The sequence below is a fragment of the Flavobacterium sp. SOK18b genome, assembly GCF_014156605.1.
Lineage (GTDB): Bacteria > Bacteroidota > Bacteroidia > Flavobacteriales > Flavobacteriaceae > Flavobacterium > Flavobacterium tiangeerense.
The window spans coordinates 108,070-124,254 of the sequence record NZ_QKNZ01000020.1 but is presented as its reverse complement, the minus strand read 5'-3'; the positions used below and the strand labels follow the sequence as shown (position 1 = coordinate 124,254).

Annotated in this window: 15 protein-coding genes; 11 read left to right on the top strand and 4 right to left on the bottom strand. The window is 34.9% G+C overall.

Features of this window, described 5'->3' with window-relative positions; genetic code table 11:
* Positions 1-466 (top strand): AbiH family protein (locus DNC80_RS05020; RefSeq protein WP_182649750.1); only part of this gene is annotated, 466 nt, incomplete at its 5' end.
* Positions 467-498: 32 nt separating this feature from the next.
* Here DNC80_RS05020 and DNC80_RS05015 read toward each other — a convergent pair.
* Together DNC80_RS05015 and DNC80_RS05010 are read right to left on the bottom strand one after the other, a co-directional pair.
* Complete coding sequence (locus DNC80_RS05015; RefSeq protein ID WP_182649748.1) at positions 499-1,299, bottom strand: TIGR00266 family protein; 801 nt, start codon at positions 1,297-1,299, stop codon at positions 499-501.
* A gap of 330 nt (positions 1,300-1,629) precedes the next feature.
* On the bottom strand, positions 1,630-2,922 hold the full coding sequence (locus DNC80_RS05010; protein ID WP_182649746.1) for an aminopeptidase P family protein: 1,293 nt from the start codon (positions 2,920-2,922) through the stop codon (positions 1,630-1,632).
* A gap of 203 nt (positions 2,923-3,125) precedes the next feature.
* Between DNC80_RS05010 and DNC80_RS05005 the strand changes: the two genes are divergently transcribed.
* Positions 3,126-5,963 (top strand): sialidase family protein, encoded by a 2,838-nt coding sequence (locus tag DNC80_RS05005; RefSeq protein ID WP_182649744.1) that lies wholly within the window; start codon positions 3,126-3,128, stop codon positions 5,961-5,963.
* 68 nt (positions 5,964-6,031) lie between these two features.
* On the opposite strand, the gene aceA is transcribed toward DNC80_RS05005, so the two are convergent.
* Both aceA and aceB read right to left on the bottom strand, forming a co-directional pair.
* Positions 6,032-7,312, bottom strand: coding sequence for an isocitrate lyase (gene aceA / locus DNC80_RS05000; RefSeq protein WP_182649742.1), 1,281 nt, complete (start codon positions 7,310-7,312; stop codon positions 6,032-6,034).
* A gap of 64 nt (positions 7,313-7,376) precedes the next feature.
* A complete protein-coding gene (aceB, locus tag DNC80_RS04995) occupies positions 7,377-8,996 on the bottom strand; it encodes a malate synthase A (RefSeq protein ID WP_370628693.1) in 1,620 nt (539 codons plus the stop codon).
* Positions 8,997-9,137: 141 nt separating this feature from the next.
* Between aceB and DNC80_RS04990 the strand changes: the two genes are divergently transcribed.
* From DNC80_RS04990 to DNC80_RS04950, 9 genes are all read left to right on the top strand, one after another.
* The gene (locus DNC80_RS04990) at positions 9,138-10,619 is read left to right on the top strand and encodes a helix-turn-helix domain-containing protein (protein WP_182649740.1); all 1,482 of its coding nucleotides are present in this window, start codon (positions 9,138-9,140) and stop codon (positions 10,617-10,619) included.
* Between the two features lie 159 nt (positions 10,620-10,778).
* The gene (locus DNC80_RS04985; RefSeq protein ID WP_182649739.1) at positions 10,779-11,312 is read left to right on the top strand and encodes a hypothetical protein; all 534 of its coding nucleotides are present in this window, start codon (positions 10,779-10,781) and stop codon (positions 11,310-11,312) included.
* Positions 11,313-11,315: 3 nt separating this feature from the next.
* Entirely contained in the window at positions 11,316-12,431 is a 1,116-nt protein-coding gene (locus DNC80_RS04980; RefSeq protein WP_182649737.1) for a hypothetical protein, read from the top strand.
* A 4-nt stretch (positions 12,432-12,435) separates the two neighbouring features.
* Positions 12,436-12,885 (top strand): hypothetical protein, encoded by a 450-nt coding sequence (locus DNC80_RS04975; protein WP_182649735.1) that lies wholly within the window; start codon positions 12,436-12,438, stop codon positions 12,883-12,885.
* Positions 12,886-13,066: 181 nt separating this feature from the next.
* Positions 13,067-13,522, top strand: coding sequence for a hypothetical protein (locus DNC80_RS04970; RefSeq protein ID WP_182649733.1), 456 nt, complete (start codon positions 13,067-13,069; stop codon positions 13,520-13,522).
* A gap of 183 nt (positions 13,523-13,705) precedes the next feature.
* Entirely contained in the window at positions 13,706-14,161 is a 456-nt protein-coding gene (locus DNC80_RS04965) for a hypothetical protein (RefSeq protein WP_182649730.1), read from the top strand.
* Positions 14,162-14,344: 183 nt separating this feature from the next.
* A complete protein-coding gene (locus tag DNC80_RS04960) occupies positions 14,345-14,809 on the top strand; it encodes a hypothetical protein (RefSeq protein ID WP_182649729.1) in 465 nt (154 codons plus the stop codon).
* Between the two features lie 196 nt (positions 14,810-15,005).
* Positions 15,006-15,473, top strand: a complete 468-nt coding sequence (locus tag DNC80_RS04955; RefSeq protein WP_182649727.1) for a hypothetical protein — start codon at positions 15,006-15,008, stop codon at positions 15,471-15,473.
* Between the two features lie 183 nt (positions 15,474-15,656).
* Entirely contained in the window at positions 15,657-16,133 is a 477-nt protein-coding gene (locus tag DNC80_RS04950) for a hypothetical protein (protein ID WP_182649724.1), read from the top strand.
* Positions 16,134-16,185 lie beyond the last annotated feature (52 nt).

Genomic DNA, 16,185 nt, shown 5'->3' with positions numbered 1-16,185 from the left:
TCGTTTTGCATATCAAAAACAAATAAATTATATACATGGTAAATTAAATGATTCCATAAACAAAGTTAATTTTGGCTTTGGAGATGAAATGGATGAAGATTATAAAATAATTGAAAACATAGATGATAATGAATATTTGAGAAATTTCAAGTCGTTCCAATATCTACAAAATTCAAATTATAAAAATCTTTTAGATTTTGTAGAAAGTGATCAAAAATTCCAAGTCTACATAATGGGTCATTCATGTGGATTATCAGATAGAACTATGCTTAATACAATTTTTGAAAATCCAAATTGCATTTCAATAAAGGTTTTTTACCATCAAAAACAGGATGGAACTGATAATTACACTGAAATTATTCAAAATATATCTAGACACTTTAATAAGAAAAAATTAATGCGAGAGAAAATAGTCAATAAAACACTTTGTCAACCATTACCTCAGGTTAAACTACCATTAAAATAAAAAAAGCTCCCATTCCTGAGAGCCTTTGAGTCTTAAAATCTATTATCACCGTCTATTAATCGGCCTAAACCACCTAGTAAACTGCCTTCGTCACGGCTGCTTCCGCCTGCTCTTGGTGCCGATGCAATGATTCTATCTGCTAGGCGACTGAAAGGTAAGGACTGAATATAAACTGTTCCTGGACCGCGTAGTGTAGCATAAAATAAACCTTCGCCACCAAAAAGAGAATTTTTGATTCCGCCGACAAACTCGATGTCATAATCTACATCTTTTGTAAATCCTACAATACATCCGGTATCGACTTTTAGGACTTCGCCTGCGGCTAATTCTTTTTTGGCTAATGTTCCGCCGGTGTGTACAAAGGCCAGTCCGTCACCTTCAATTTTTTGCATGATGAAACCTTCGCCACCAAATAACCCAGTTCCTAGTTTTTTAGAGAATTCGATTCCTACTGATACGCCTTTGGCTGCACATAAAAAAGAATCTTTTTGGCAAATGAATTTACCGCCAAATTGCATCAGATCAATTGGGATGATCTTGCCAGGATAAGGTGATGCAAATGAAACCTTACTCGTGGTATTGTTTTGGTTTATGAATGCTGTCATAAAGAGACTTTCTCCAGTAAGAACTCGTTTTCCGGCGCTTAATAGTTTGCCAAACAATCCGTTTTCTTGTCCAGAACCGTCTCCAAAAATGGTTTGCATTTGGATGTTGTTGTCCATCATCATAAAACTTCCGGCTTCGGCAACGACTACTTCTTGAGGATCTAGTTCGATCTCTACGTATTGCATTTCTTCGCCGTAAATGTGGTAATCAATTTCGTGTGCTTGCATGATTTTTATGTTTTTTAGTTTTTTTTTCTAGTTAATATTTTAATTGTTGCTGATAACGGTTTTAAGAATAAGTCTTTGACTGTTTTGTAACGTTACAACTTTAGAATTGTTTTAACATTTTGTGGTTTTGAAAATAGAGCGAACTTATTAGCCCTGATGGCAGTGGCATCTCCTGCTTATAAAAAACAAGGCTTTTGTGCCGTAGTTTTTTAAGCGGGAATAGAACGGACAGCAGGACAGGTTGTGGTTTTGAAAATTAGATATACTGCTCCCCAAAAAAAAAGCAGCCTAGATTGCGCTAGACTGCTTGTTATGGATGGGAAAGATTTGTTATGCGTTCATGAGGTCTTCGATTTCCTCGACTTCGATAGGAATGTTGCGCATCATGTTGAAAGGTTCGCCGTTTTCTTGAACGATGATGTTGTCCTCAAGACGAATTCCGAAACCTTCGGCAGGAATGTAAATTCCGGGCTCAACGGTAAATACCATGTTGGCTTGCATTGGCTCGGTCAAAATACCATAATCGTGCGTGTCTAGCCCCATGTGGTGTGAGGTTCCGTGCATGAAATATTTTTTGTAAGCGGGCCAGTCTGGGTTTTCGTTTTGCACATCGGCTTTGTCAATAAGTCCTAAACCTAGTAATTCTGAGGTCATTATTTTCCCGACTTCGATGTGGTATTGTTTCCAAAGTGTGCCAGTGGTTAACATTTTGGTAGCTTCGTTTTTTACACGAAGTACGGCGTTGTAAACTTCTTTTTGACGAGTAGAATAGCGACCAGAAACGGGAATGGTACGCGTCATGTCACTAGAATAATTGGCATATTCAGCAGCTACATCAAGTAAAATTAAGTCGCCTGCTTTGCATTGTTGGTTGTTTTCAATGTAGTGCAAAACGTTAGCATTGTTACCCGATGCAATGATAGGCGTGTAGGCAAAACCACGAGAGCGATTGCGGATGAATTCGTGAATTAATTCGGCTTCGATTTCGTACTCAGTAACGTTTGGTTTCACAAAAGGTAATAATCGTCTAAAACCAAGTTCAGTAATGTTGCAGGCTTTTTGGATCAAGTCCAATTCTTCGCTTTCTTTTACAGAACGAAGACGTTGCAGGATAGGGTTGCTTTTGGCAACGGCGTGTGCAGGATATTTTTCTTTCCACCATTTTACAAAGCGTGCTTCGCGGGTTTCGGTTTCTACCGTGGCGCGGTAATGCTCATTGGTGTTGATGTAAATAGTTTCGGCATGCGTCATCATTTCGAATAACACTTTTTCAAAATCTTGTAACCAGTACACGGTTTTGATTCCAGTTACTTCGTAAGCACGTTCTTTGGTTAGTTTTTCACCTTCCCAAATAGCAATGTGCTCGCTAGTTTCTTTCAAGAAAACCATTTCGCGTTGGTGCTCATAAGGTGCGTCAGGGAATAAGAGTAAAATACTTTCTTCTTGGTCAACACCACTCAAATAAAAGATGTCACGGTGTTGTGCAAAAGGCAAAGTACTATCAGCCGAAACGGGATAAATATCATTCGAATTAAAAATTGCAACACTTTTTGGCTTCATTTGAGCCATGAATTTGGCTCTGTTTTTTATAAATAAATCGCGGTCAATTTGATGGTATTTCATGAGTTGAGTTTTGTTTTTTATGGGTGTAAAATGTAATTGGAATGGCTTATTTATCTCTTTAATTTAAAACAATTAGATGCTAATCCATATTTTTTATTGATTATTCAAAAATAGTAACTTTGAGAGAAACAGGTGTTAATTAGAGTATAAAATTTTTTGGTCCGTTGATTTATCCTTAAATTTCGGCATCAAAATCCAACTCTATGAAAAAAGGAATACTCTTAGCTGCCTTTATTGCGCAAACCGTTGCCTCTGCACAAGTCTCTCCTGAGGCAGTTCAAAATAGTTTAGTATCCAAAAAACAACTGCAAGAACAATCGCTTTTTAAAAACCTAAGTTTACAAAATGTGGGTCCAACGGTTATGAGCGGACGTGTAGTTGATGTAGATGTAAATCCTGAAAATCCAACAGAATTTTATGTAGGTTACGCATCAGGAGGTTTGTGGTATAGCAATAATAACGGAATGAGTTTTGTACCGGTTATGGATGGTGCGCCTACGCAAAACGTGGGCGATATTGCAATAGATTGGAAACAAGGAACTATTTGGGTAGGAACTGGAGAGGTAAATTCTTCGCGCTCTTCCTATGCTGGAATTGGGATTTTGAAATCAACGGATAAAGGAAAGACTTGGCAAAATATGGGCTTGCATGACACGCATCATATTAGTAGAATTTTGATAAATCCAGTAAATCCGGATGAAATTGTAGTTGGTGCGGTGGGACATTTGTATACTAAAAATGAAGAAAGAGGAATTTATAAAACCACAGATGGTGGAAAAACATGGAGCAAGACACTTTTTGTAAACAATGAAACAGGAATTATTGATGTGGCTGTTTCGCCAAAAAATTTCAAAATACAATATGCCGCTGCATGGAGTAAAGACAGAAAAGCTTGGGATTTTAAAGGTAATGGATCAGCATCAGGAATTTACAAAAGTGAGGATGCTGGAGCAACTTGGAAATTGTATTCTACAGCCAATAGTGGTTTTCCCACAGGTGAAGGTGTAGGTAGAATTGGCTTAGCCGTTTATGATGATGCTACAGTTTATGCCGTTCTGGACAACCAATTTAAAAGACCTTTAGACGCTAAAAAAAGCAATTCATTACCAGCAGCCTTTTCTGTTCCTGGAGATGAGTTTCTTAAATTACCCAATAAAAGCTTAAACTCTATTCTGAAAAACTATGGTTTAACCGAAAAATACAGAGCTGAGAATATCAAACATTGGGTGCAAAATGGGTATTTGCAACCAAGTGAAGCGGGAAAATTAGTCTTAGCATCCATTAATAGTCTGGCAGATGCCGAGGTTATTGGGGCCGAAGTGTATAAATCTACCAACGGGGGAAAAAGTTGGACAAAAACACACCAAAACTTCATAGACGATTTATTTTACTCCTACGGATATTACTTTGCGGCTATTTCAGTGGATCCGAGTAACGCAAATAAAATTTACTTATCAGGAGTACCGGTAATTAAATCAGATGATGGTGGTAAAACGTTTACTAGTATTAGTGAAGAGAATGTCCATGCAGATCACCATGTAGTATGGGTGAATCCTAATAAATCTGGGCACTTAATTAATGGAAATGATGGTGGTTTGAACATTTCTTATGATGATGGGGCACACTGGTTCAAAGGCAATTCGCATAGTGTGAGTCAGTTTTATGCAGTGAATGTTGATGAGCAAGAGCCGTATAATATTTATGGAGGTATGCAGGACAATGGGGTTTGGGTTGGACCAAGCAATTATCAATTCTCTTCAGAGTGGTTACAAACAGGAAAATATCCTTATGAAAATTTAATGGGAGGTGATGGAATGCAAACTCAAATAGACAAACGCAATCCTAATATTGTTTTTACAGGATTTCAGTTTGGAAATTATTACCGAATAGATCGTGCCAATAACAAAAGAGAGTACATTTCGCCAAAGCCAAAAAAGGATGAGAAACCATTTCGATTCAATTGGCAAACGCCTATTTTGCTTTCCTCACACAATCAAGATATATTGTACATGGGGTCGAACTTTTTACACCGCTCCATGAACCAAGGACAAACTTGGACTCCAATTTCACCAGATTTGACCCAAGGTGTTAAGGAAGGTAATGTTGCCTTTGGTACAGTAGCCACGATTAGTGAGAGTACTTTGCAATTTGGGTTGTTATACACCGGTAGTGATGACGGACTAATTCAGGTGACGAAAGATGGAGGTGTGAGCTGGAATAAAATTTCAGAAAATCTGCCTCAAAATTTATGGGTAACTAGGGTGGCAGCATCAGCACATAAAAAAGAACGTGTTTATGCCACCTTAAACGGATATCGTAATGATGATTTTACAACTTATGTATACGCATCTGATGATTACGGACAAACCTGGACTAGTATAGCTAGTAATATTCCTGTAAGTCCAGTGAATGTAATTGCAGAAGATCCAAACAATGAAAATGTATTGTATTTAGGGACTGATAATGGATTGTATGTCTCATTGAACAAAGGAAAGACTTGGGAGGATTTCTCCAATGGAATGCCTAATGTTGCGGTACATGATTTAGTCATTCAAAAGAAAGCTAAAGATTTAATTGTAGGAACTCATGGACGCTCTATTTACAAAGTTAATTTGGATCAAGTCCAAAATATAAATGACAAAGTTTTAGCTTCTACTATTCATGTTTTTGACTTTAAAAAGATAAAAAAATCAAGAGAATGGGGTAATAGTTGGAGTGCTTGGGCTAAACCAACAGATCCTAAAGCTGAGATTTGGTTTTACTCTAATGAAGATGCCGAAGTGGTGTTGCAAATTGAGAACAGCAATAAAGAAGTCCTTTTTTCTCAAAAAGTAATGGCCAAAAAAGGATTAAACAAGCAGGTTTATGATTTATCTGTTCCAAAGGAAATTGTTGAAAAAGCTTTGGCTAAAGATAAGAAATTGAAATGGGAAGCAGCTAAAAACGGAAAGTATTACTTACCTGTTTCTATAAGTAAAGTTAGCATTCAAAAAGGAAAAGAGAAGGTAGTGGCTGATCTAGAAATTTTCGAATCTAAATAATATCATTTCTCAGAAATCAAAAAACACGATTCCGTAAGAAATCGTGTTTTTTTATGTTCTTTAGGTATTTAAAACTGTGCCGTTTCAGTAGAATCTTTCATGGCTGTAGTGCTTGATTTTCCTATTGTTACGGTATTTTGTACCGCATCAAAATAGGAGGTTCCTACAAAGCCTTGGTGTTTTACTGCTTTGAAACCGTGTTTTTGTAAAGCAAATTCTCTTTCTTGTAATTCAGAGTAGCCTGCCATTCCTCTTTCTTTGTAAGCTTTTGAAAGTTCAAACATACTTGTATTTAAGGCGTGAAATCCAGCCAATGTAATGAACTGAAATTTATAGCCCATAGCTGCTAGGTCTTCTCTAAATGTTTCCATTTCAGCTACAGATAATTTTGCAGCCCAGTTAAAAGATGGAGAGCAATTGTAAGCAAGCATTTTTCCTGGGAATTGTGCGTGAATAGCTTCTGCAAATTGTTTGGCGTATGCTAAATCGGGGTTACTAGTTTCCATCCAAATTAAATCAGCATACGGTGCGTAACTCAATCCACGGTCAATTCCTTGTTCAATTCCACAATTCACATAAAAAAAGCCTTCAGCAGTTTTTTCTCCTGTAATGAATTTTGCGTCTCTCGGGTCAATATCGCTGGTCAATAAATTAGCTGCATCAGCGTCAGTTCTAGCAACAACAAGCGTAGGCGTTCCCATAACATCAGCTGCTAAACGAGCTGCAATTAATTTATTAATCGCTTCTTGCGTAGGAACTAATACTTTTCCGCCAAGGTGACCGCATTTTTTAGCAGAACTCAATTGGTCTTCAAAGTGAACACCTGCTGCACCTGCCTCAATCATGGATTTCATTAATTCAAAAGCATTTAGATTCCCTCCAAAACCAGCTTCGGCATCAGCCACAATAGGAACTAGGTAATCTTTTTTATCAGTAGTTCCGTTTACCACTTGAATTTGATCTGCTCTCAAGAGCGCGTTGTTAATGCGTTTTACTACAAGCGGAACACTATTGGCAGGGTATAATGATTGATCAGGGTACATTTCGCCAGCTACATTTGCATCGGCTGCAACTTGCCAACCGCTCAAGTATATGGCTTCAAGTCCAGCTTCTACCTCTTGTATTGCTTGGTTTCCCGTAAGTGCGCCAAGTCCAGCCACAAAATCTTGCGAATTAAGTTTGTTCCATAAAGTAGTAGCTCCTAGTCTTGCCACGCTGTGTTCTATTTGGTAAGAACCTTGTAGTTTAACAACTTCTTCAGCAGTATACGGACGCTCAATGCCTTTCCATCTTGGGTTTGTAATCCAGTCTGCAACTAATTCTTGAATTCTTGTTTCGGTAGTTTTCATAGTGTTTGTATGGTTTAAATGGTGTTTAATATTTTATTGATATTTATTTTATTGCAATTGTTTTTTAAATGTACTTGTATCCTGGTAGGGTTAAAAAGTCTATGAAATTCTTGTTTACCACCAGTTGATCTAATAATTGTTCCGCTAGAATGTATTTTTGTTTCTCATGATTTTCATCCCCAACTAGTTTTTTTATTTTTTCAAATTCTTCCATGGCTAGTTTATGGTAGTAATTGGTGTTTAGTTGTTTTCCGTTTTCTAGCGTAACCTTGTTTTGTAGCCATTGCCACAGTTGTGATCTAGAAATCTCCGCAGTTGCAGCATCTTCCATTAAATGATGTAATGCTGCTGCTCCTTGGCCATTGAGCCACGATGCAATGTATAAAACAGAAATACTGATGTTTTTTCGAACGCCTTCCTCTGTGATGGTTCCTTTTGGAGTTTCTAGTAAATCGCTTTCGGTTACGTGAACGTCCTCTCGTTTTACATCAATTTGGTTTTTAGTTGGCATATATTTGTCAAATACAGTCATGGCAAGCGGAACCAAATCAGGATGTGCTACCCAAGTACCGTCATGACCATTTTTAACCTCACGTTCTTTGTCGGCAATTACTTTGTTAAAAGCTATAGTATTGGCTTCTTCATTATTTTTGATCGGAATTTGTGCTGCCATTCCGCCTATAGCGTGTATGTTACGTTTGTGGCAACGTTGAATTACCAGTTGTGAATAAGCACTCATAAACGGAGCTGTCATGGTTACTTGATCCCTGTTTGGAACAATGAAATTGGGATTGTTTCGTAATTTTTTGATATATGAAAAAATGTAATCCCATCTTCCGCAATTCAAACCAACGATATGATCTTTCAATTCATAAATAATTTCGTCTAATTGAAAACTGGCGGTTATAGTTTCGATTAAAACGGTTGCTTTGAAAGTTCCTTTTTTTACTCCTAAATACTCTTGTGTAAATAAGAAAACTTCGTTCCACCATCTTGCTTCAAGATAATGTTCTAGTTTTGGGATGTAAAAATAAGGTGCTGTACCATCTTCAATAAGTTTTTTATAGTTGTGAAAGGCATACAACCCAAAGTCAATCAGTGATCCTGAAGTTTGTACACCGCCAATTAAAATATTCTTCTCAGGCAAATGCAATCCTCTCGGACGAACTAACAACACGGCAGTTTTTTCGTTTAAACTGTATTTTTTGTTTTTTATAGGATCCTCAAGGCTAATTGTTTTGTTTACTGCATCTTTCAGGTTTTGCTGTCCTGTCATAAGATTGCTCCAAGTTGGGGAAGTGCTGTCTTCAAAATCAGCCATGAAAGTTTTGGCGCCAGAATTCAGCGCATTGATTACCATTTTACGATCTACAGGTCCTGTTATTTCAACTCTTCTGTCTGCTAGATCATCTGGTGTAGTTGCTGCTTCCCAGTTTTCTTCTCTAATTTCTTTTGTTTCCAATGGAAAAGTAGGTAGTGCGCCTGCATCAAATAAATCTTGTTGTTTTATTCTGTTTTGTAACAACAACAAACGTTCATTATTGAAATTTTCATGAAGTAATGATAGGAATGTTATTGCTTCATCGGTTAAAATTTCAGGATAACGCTCTGTAGTCTCTATTGAAAAATTTAACATATTGGTTGAATATATTTCTTTAATTTCTGCTTTTTGACCTGTTTCCATAACTAAATATCTTTTTTTGTTGTCAATGTTATTTTTTAACACTGCAATGATACAAAAAGTTTTTAATAAAAAAAGCGAACGTACGCTAAAATGTAAAAATATTTTTTTTGGCGAAAATATTTTTTATCTTATCTTTGAGATATGAACATAGAGAAAGATTATATCAAGCTTATTTTTGGACTTAAACTCAAGCAAGCACGTACGGCTAAAAATTTGTCTTTATTTGGTTTAGCCAAAATCACAGCGCTCTCAAAATCGTATTTGAACGAAATTGAGAAAGGAAAGAAATATCCTAAAACCGATAAGATTATTTTATTAGCGGAGAAATTAGATCTTACTTATGATCACATGGTTTCGTTGAAACTGGATAATAATTTAGCGCCTATTGGCGAAATATTAAAATCAGGAATTTTAAAAGAGATTCCGCTGGAGCTGTTTGGAATTCAAGAGGCAGATTTAATTGATATTATTGCCAATGCACCTGCTAAGGTCAATGCTTTTGTAAGTACCATTATTGAAATTGCGCAACACTATAATCTTACCAGAGAAAGTTTTTTCTTGGCAGCACTTCGTTCCTATCAAGAGGCGCACAATAATTATTTTGAAGATTTAGAGGAGAAAGTTCTTTTGTTTTGTAAAGCGTTTCATGTAGACTTAACCACTAATATTTCGATCACAGAGCTTAAGGCTATTCTTGTTGAAGAATATGGATATACCATACAAGAGTTGGTTTTTACAGAGCACGAAGCTTTGGGTGATTTACGTTCTATTTTTGTACCCTCTAGTAAAACTTTGTTGTTATCAAATGATATTGATGAAGGACAAAAAGCGTTTATTTTGGCTAAAGAAATTGCATACAACTACATGGAAATCAAGGAGCGATTGTATACTTTTAGTTGGATAAAATTTGATAATTTTGACCAAGTGTTGAATAATTTTTACGCTTCTTATTTTGCTGGAGCTTTATTATTGCCGCGTCAACATCTTATAGATGAGCTAAATGTATTCTTAGCTCTAGAAAATCCTAAACCGCAACAAATGGTTCAGTTGATGAACCAGTTTAATGTGTCTCCTGAGTCTTTTTACCAGCGTTTGACTAATATTTTACCGAAGGATTTTAATCTCAAAAATTTGTTTTTCTTACGACTTTCGCACCAAAAAGGAACAGATACTTATCAAATAAAGAAAGAGTTACACATCACCAATCAGCAGGAACCGCATGCTAATGAAATGAATGAGCATTACTGTCGCAGATGGGTTTCTATACGAACGATCGAAGAATCTTTAAAGCAGGGTAAAAATCACTTTTTTGACGCCCAAATCTCTAGTTACGAAAACAGTAAAAATGAGTATCTCGTTTTTTCATCTGCTACGCCAGATCCTTTTAAAACAGATTGTATCCGAAGTATTTCTGTTGGAATATTGATGACCGCAGGAATGAAGAAAAAATTTAAGTTCATCGAAAATGAGTCGCTCAAAAAACAAATTGTAGGTGTTACTTGTGAAACGTGTGCCGTAAAAGATTGTTTAGAACGTGCTTCGCCTCCTATTCAATTGGAACAAAAAATTAGGAATGAAAACACCGAAGCTATTGTCCAGAAATACATAACTAAGTTTAGTTAATTTATTTGTTTGCCCTAGTATTATATTATTGTTAAATAATTTAGCAAGGTTATTCTGTATTATGATTTTAGTATCTTCGTGATAATTAACCATGTGACCCTCAATTTAATGAAAATAACAATTCGTTTCAATTTTATTTTGCTGGCATTTTGCTCATTTTTGATTGTTTCCTGTTCAGATAATACAGAAATCTCAGATGCTGCCACATCTATTAATCGTAAAGAGTATATCAAGTATGGTAAGAAATTAGAAAATCCTTATGCTGTAAAGAACATGAGAAAGGCTTTAATTAGCTTAAAAGAAAAATCAAAATCAGCTACTAATAGAGAATCTGTTGACTCTTTTGCTGATTTTGTAATAGATCCCAATTATCTTTACGTAGAGATAGCTCCTACATCAGCAGCTCAGGAAGCGGAAATAAAACAAGATAGTTCTTTAATTGTATTTGACTATCCACTAGATTATGAGTTTACAGATCAAGTTCTTGACTCTAGACCTCAATTAGCACCTAATGAGTTCCCTGTTTATTACAGTGCTATAAAGATTGACTCTGAATTAGCAAGCGAGTCGTATTACCAAACTTTAGAACAGCTTTATATACCAGAAGAAGATCCTTACTTTGATGATGGTTCAACGATACAAAATAGAGTAGATAAAAAAATTATTCAAAAGAGACAATTGTTTTTAGATTAATTATTGGAAGAGGCTTATAGATTAACGGGTAATGAGTATCAAGGAAAGGCTGACAAAACACCTGCTAATCGATTAATTTTTGGAACTAGATGGTGGCCTAGTGGGACTATTTCAATTTTTGATGAAGTAGCAGGTAGAAACGTACCAGTTGTTGGTGCAAAAGTTTTAATAAGACAAGGCTTTACCGTGAGGCACGCCATTACCGATGAAAACGGCTACTTTAAAACAAGCTCTGTGAGAGGAAGTGCACGGTACATTATTCAATGGGAACGTTATGATTACAGTATACGTAATGGTGCTTTATTTCAAGCGGAATTAAGAGGTCCCATGAAAAAGGACGAAGCTTGGAATTATACCATCAATAATGGTTCAGGCGATAGTGATGATAAGTACCACGCTTTAATACATCAAGCATCACATGATTATTATTATGGTAATAGGCTTGGTTTAACTTCTCCACCTAGGAATGGTTTTTGGAAAAGGCAGATGAAAATTGCTGCAAGAGAAGTGAATGATAAATCTTCGACTGTAAAAGTAAGAGAGATTTGGCTTGGTGCACAAATATCGTTAAGAGAATGGAGTAGTCCTGCAGATAAAGTTTATGGTACAACAATACACGAACTTGCTCATGCAGCACATAGAGAAGTAGATTTCGGTTCTTATAATAACGTAGTTTGGGATGCTTATACAAGTCCTTGTGCTCCATCTGCTGAGAGTTGTGATCATCCAGGTCCAACGGGAGATAATAACAGACGGTTGCTTGAAACATGGGCAACAACCGTTGAAATTGTAATGACTTTGCAACGGTACAATGTGCGATTTATAAATCCAACTTATACTGTTTACAGAGACTTACGTTTCAATAATTATCAAGATCGGCGAATTACTGCCAATCGATTTTACACATCAGTTGGTTTTGATATGATGGATGATTTTAATCAAAGATTAATTTATGGCACAGAAGAATTCCCTATTGATAGAGTAAGTGGGTATACTTTAACCCAATTAGAGTTTGCACTAGTTGGTGCAAAATCTTGGTTGCAATGGCGTGACAATATTAAAAACAGATATAACAATCCAACAGAAATTTACTTAGATGAATTATTTAATAATTGGTAAAATTATGAAAAAGTTAATAATAATAATACTCTTCAGTGTATGGTCCTGTGTGCCTGATACTGAAAAGTCGTACGACTATTCTATTATTAATACCTCGGGAGTTAATGTTGAACTTATTCCTTATGTAGATGGTGTAAAAAAAATGGACGATCGAATGATATTGCAGAACAATCAAGTTTATAATAAAAAGTATACTGCTTATGGTGCTGGAGGTTATAATATGTCAAGTTTGTTGCAAAATTTGACAAAAGCACCAGGATCCGTAACACATTTAGAAATTATTTTCAATACGGCAAAGAAGGTGGTTTATCAAGAATGTACAGCAACAAATCAATGTTTTAATCAAGCTAGAAACATTTTTAATCCAGTTTTTAGTGCAGATCAAACAGAAGTTTACACCATAACCCCTGAGGATTTTCAAAATGCACAAGATTGCGGTGGAAATTGTAATTAATAACACTCAAACCCTTGCAGAGTAACTAATTCTGAAAGGGTTGTTTTAATTTAAGAAATGAATAAGTTGCTTTAGTTGGTGCAAAATCTTGTTTGCGATGGCGTGACAATATCAAAAACAAATACGATAATCCAACAGAAATTTATTTAGACGAATTGTTTAATAATTGGTAAAATAACTTATGAAAAAGCTAATAATAATAATTCTTCTTGGTTTGCTTGGTTGTGGACCTGAGAGTAGTGAAGAAAAAAAATATGATTATTCGGTTGTTAATAATTCTGGTTATATTGTGGAAGTGATTCCATATATAAATGGAGTAAAAGAAACAAGCAATAAAGTTACTATACAAAATGGAGGGAATTTTAATAAGAAATATACAGACTATGCACCGTATTCAGGTGGTTTATCGATGAGTGGTATTTTTAAGTCAAATACAATTGGGAATGTTACACACTTAGAATTTGTTTTCAAAAACTCAAAAAAAATAATTTACGAAGAATGTTCTGTAACTTCTAATTGTAATTCTTTACCTAGAAATATTTTTAGACCTGAATTTAATAATGAGCAAACAGAAGTTTATACCATCACTCCAGAGGATTTTCAAAATGCACAAGATTGCGGTGGGAATTGTAATTAATAACACTCAAACCCTTTTAGTGTAGCTAATTCTGAAAGGGTTGTTTTAATTTAAGAAAAGAATAAGTTGTTTTAATTGGTGCTGGTTACAGGAGTCAATGGCGTGACAATATCAAAAACAGATACAATAACCCAACTGAAATTTCCTTAGATGAACTATTTAATAACTGGCAAGACTAAAATTATGAAAAAACTACTCATGTTAATTTCTGCAATTATAATTATTTCCGGTTGTGAGCCAGGGAGTGTAATAGATTATGATTATACGATTGTAAATGATTCAGGAAAGAAAGTAGTTTTAATACCTTACATTGGAGGAGTTAAAGAGGTTCAGAACGCAATAACTTTGCAGCAAAACGAAAAATTTAACAAAAAGTATATTTATTATCCTCCAGGTGCTAAAGGGTATAATATGAGCAATCTTTTTAGTAAAACTACAATAGGTAGTTTGACTCATGTTGAAATTATTTTTGATGGCATAAAAAAGGTAATTTATCAAGAATGTACAGCAACAAATCAATGTTTTAATCAAGCTAGAAACATTTTTAATCCAGTTTTTAGTGCAGAGCAAACCGAAGTTTATACCATCACTCCAGAGGATTTTCAAAATGCACAAGATTGCGGCGGGAATTGTAATTAATAACACTCAAACCCTTTTAGAGTAACTAATTCTGAAAGGGTTGTTTTAATTTAAGAAAAGAATAAGTTGTTTTAATTGGTTCCAGTTCTTGGATTGAATGGCGTGACAATATTAAAAACAGATACGATAACCCAACTGAAATTCACTTAGACGAATTATTTAATAACTGGCAAGATTAAGATTATGAAAAAAATTGTATCAATAATCATTGTTGTTTTATTGGCAACAAGTTGTACAGATCAAGGAGGAGATAGAAATTATAATTATCGCATTAGTAATAATTCTGGAGTTGTTATAGAAATGATACCTTTTTACAATGGAGTAAAGGATATAAGTAACAAGGTAATTGTAAAGAATCTGGCTGATATTAAATATCAATTCACGGATACGCCGCCTTATGGCGGTGGGCCTAGAATGGAATATATTGCTTTTACAAGCTCTAAAATTCAAAATAATTTAACGCATATTGAGGTTGTTTTTGATAACAAAAAAAAGGTGGTTTATCAAGAATGTACAGCAACAAATCAATGTTTTAATCAAGCTAGAAACATTTTTAATCCAGTTTTTAGTGCAGAGCAAACAGAAGTGTATACCATAACCCCCGAGGATTTTCAAAATGCACAAGATTGCGGTGGGAATTGTAATTAATAACACTCAAACCCTTTTAGAGTAACTAATTCTGAAAGGGTTGTTTTAATTTAAGAAAAGAATAAGTTGTTTTAATTGGTTCCAGTTCTTGGATTGAATGGCGTGACAATATCAAAAACAAATACGATAACCCAACTGAAATTCACTTAGACGAATTATTTAATAACTGGCAAGACTAATTTAACAAAACAAGATCATGAAAAAATTAATTATTTGGATACTGATACCATTTTGTTTTTGGTGTTGTGTAAGTGAAGATAGTAAAAACTATGATTATTCAATTTTTAATAATTCGGGTGTTACAGTGGTGATTGTGCCTTATGGTACTGACGGCATGCGAGATTTGTCAAAAAAAGTTGTTCTTTCAAATAATGAAAAAATCAGTCTAAAAAGATTTGTTTATTATCCAGCACCTCATTTTTTGGATATGGCAGAGGTAATAACTAGAGATAGAAATATTTCTTTAACTAAAATTGAATTTATTTTTAATCTAAGTAAAAAAACACTTTATTCCAACTGTAAGTTTACTTCAACTGGAGTTGAAGGATGCACAGAATCTAGAAATATTTTTAGGTCTGAGTTTAATGATGAGGAAACCGAAGTGTATACCATAACCCCGGAGGATTATCAAAATGCACAAGATTGTAGCGGGAATTGTAATTAATAACACTCAAACCCTTTCAGAGTAACTAATTCTGAAAGGGTTGTTTTAATTTAAAAAAAGAATAAGTTGCTTTAATTGGTGCTGGTTACTGGAGTCAATGGCGTGACAATATCAAAAACAGATACAATAACCCAACTGAAATTCACTTAGACGAATTATTTAATAACTGGCAAGACTAAAATTATGAAAAAACTACTCATGTTAATTTCTGCAATTATAATTATTTCCGGTTGTGAGCCAGGGAGTGTAATAGATTATGATTATACGATTGTAAATGATTCAGGAAAAACAGTAATTTTAATTCCTTTTTTAAATGGAGAGAAAGATTTGAAAAATGCTATTATACTTAATCAAGGTGCTAAAATAAATAAAAAATACAGATACACTCCCCCCGGCGGTGCGGGTTATTCAATGGGTAATCTACTTAAATCTGATTATATAGCTTTCGTGTACGATAGTGCAAAAATCAATATTTTCAGTATCTATTCTGAGCAATGTACAACTTGTCCGTCTATTTCAAATATTGGTATTAATATTAAATATGCAGAAAATAATCGAAATCCATTTAATTCAAAGTTTAATGACGAGGAAACAGAAGTGTATACCATAACCCCCGAGGATTATCAAAATGCACAAGATTGCGGTGGGAATTGTAATTAATAACACTCAAACCCTTTCAGAGTAACTAATTATGAAAGGGTTGTTTTAATTT

Bases quoted from the DNA above. Each gene is read 5' to 3' on its own strand.
- DNC80_RS04990 (WP_182649740.1), top strand. From the start codon at position 9,138: ATGAACATAGAGAAAGATTATATCAAGCTTATTTTTGGACTTAAACTC.
- DNC80_RS05010 (WP_182649746.1), bottom strand. From the start codon at position 2,922: ATGAAATACCATCAAATTGACCGCGATTTATTTATAAAAAACAGAGCC.
- DNC80_RS05005 (WP_182649744.1), top strand. From the start codon at position 3,126: ATGAAAAAAGGAATACTCTTAGCTGCCTTTATTGCGCAAACCGTTGCC.
- aceB (WP_370628693.1), bottom strand. From the start codon at position 8,996: ATGGAAACAGGTCAAAAAGCAGAAATTAAAGAAATATATTCAACCAAT.
- DNC80_RS04960 (WP_182649729.1), top strand. From the start codon at position 14,345: ATGAAAAAAATTGTATCAATAATCATTGTTGTTTTATTGGCAACAAGT.
- DNC80_RS04955 (WP_182649727.1), top strand. From the start codon at position 15,006: ATGAAAAAATTAATTATTTGGATACTGATACCATTTTGTTTTTGGTGT.
- DNC80_RS04970 (WP_182649733.1), top strand. From the start codon at position 13,067: ATGAAAAAGCTAATAATAATAATTCTTCTTGGTTTGCTTGGTTGTGGA.
- DNC80_RS04965 (WP_182649730.1), top strand. From the start codon at position 13,706: ATGAAAAAACTACTCATGTTAATTTCTGCAATTATAATTATTTCCGGT.
- aceA (WP_182649742.1), bottom strand. From the start codon at position 7,312: ATGAAAACTACCGAAACAAGAATTCAAGAATTAGTTGCAGACTGGATT.
- DNC80_RS05015 (WP_182649748.1), bottom strand. From the start codon at position 1,299: ATGCAAGCACACGAAATTGATTACCACATTTACGGCGAAGAAATGCAA.
- DNC80_RS04950 (WP_182649724.1), top strand. From the start codon at position 15,657: ATGAAAAAACTACTCATGTTAATTTCTGCAATTATAATTATTTCCGGT.
- DNC80_RS04975 (WP_182649735.1), top strand. From the start codon at position 12,436: ATGAAAAAGTTAATAATAATAATACTCTTCAGTGTATGGTCCTGTGTG.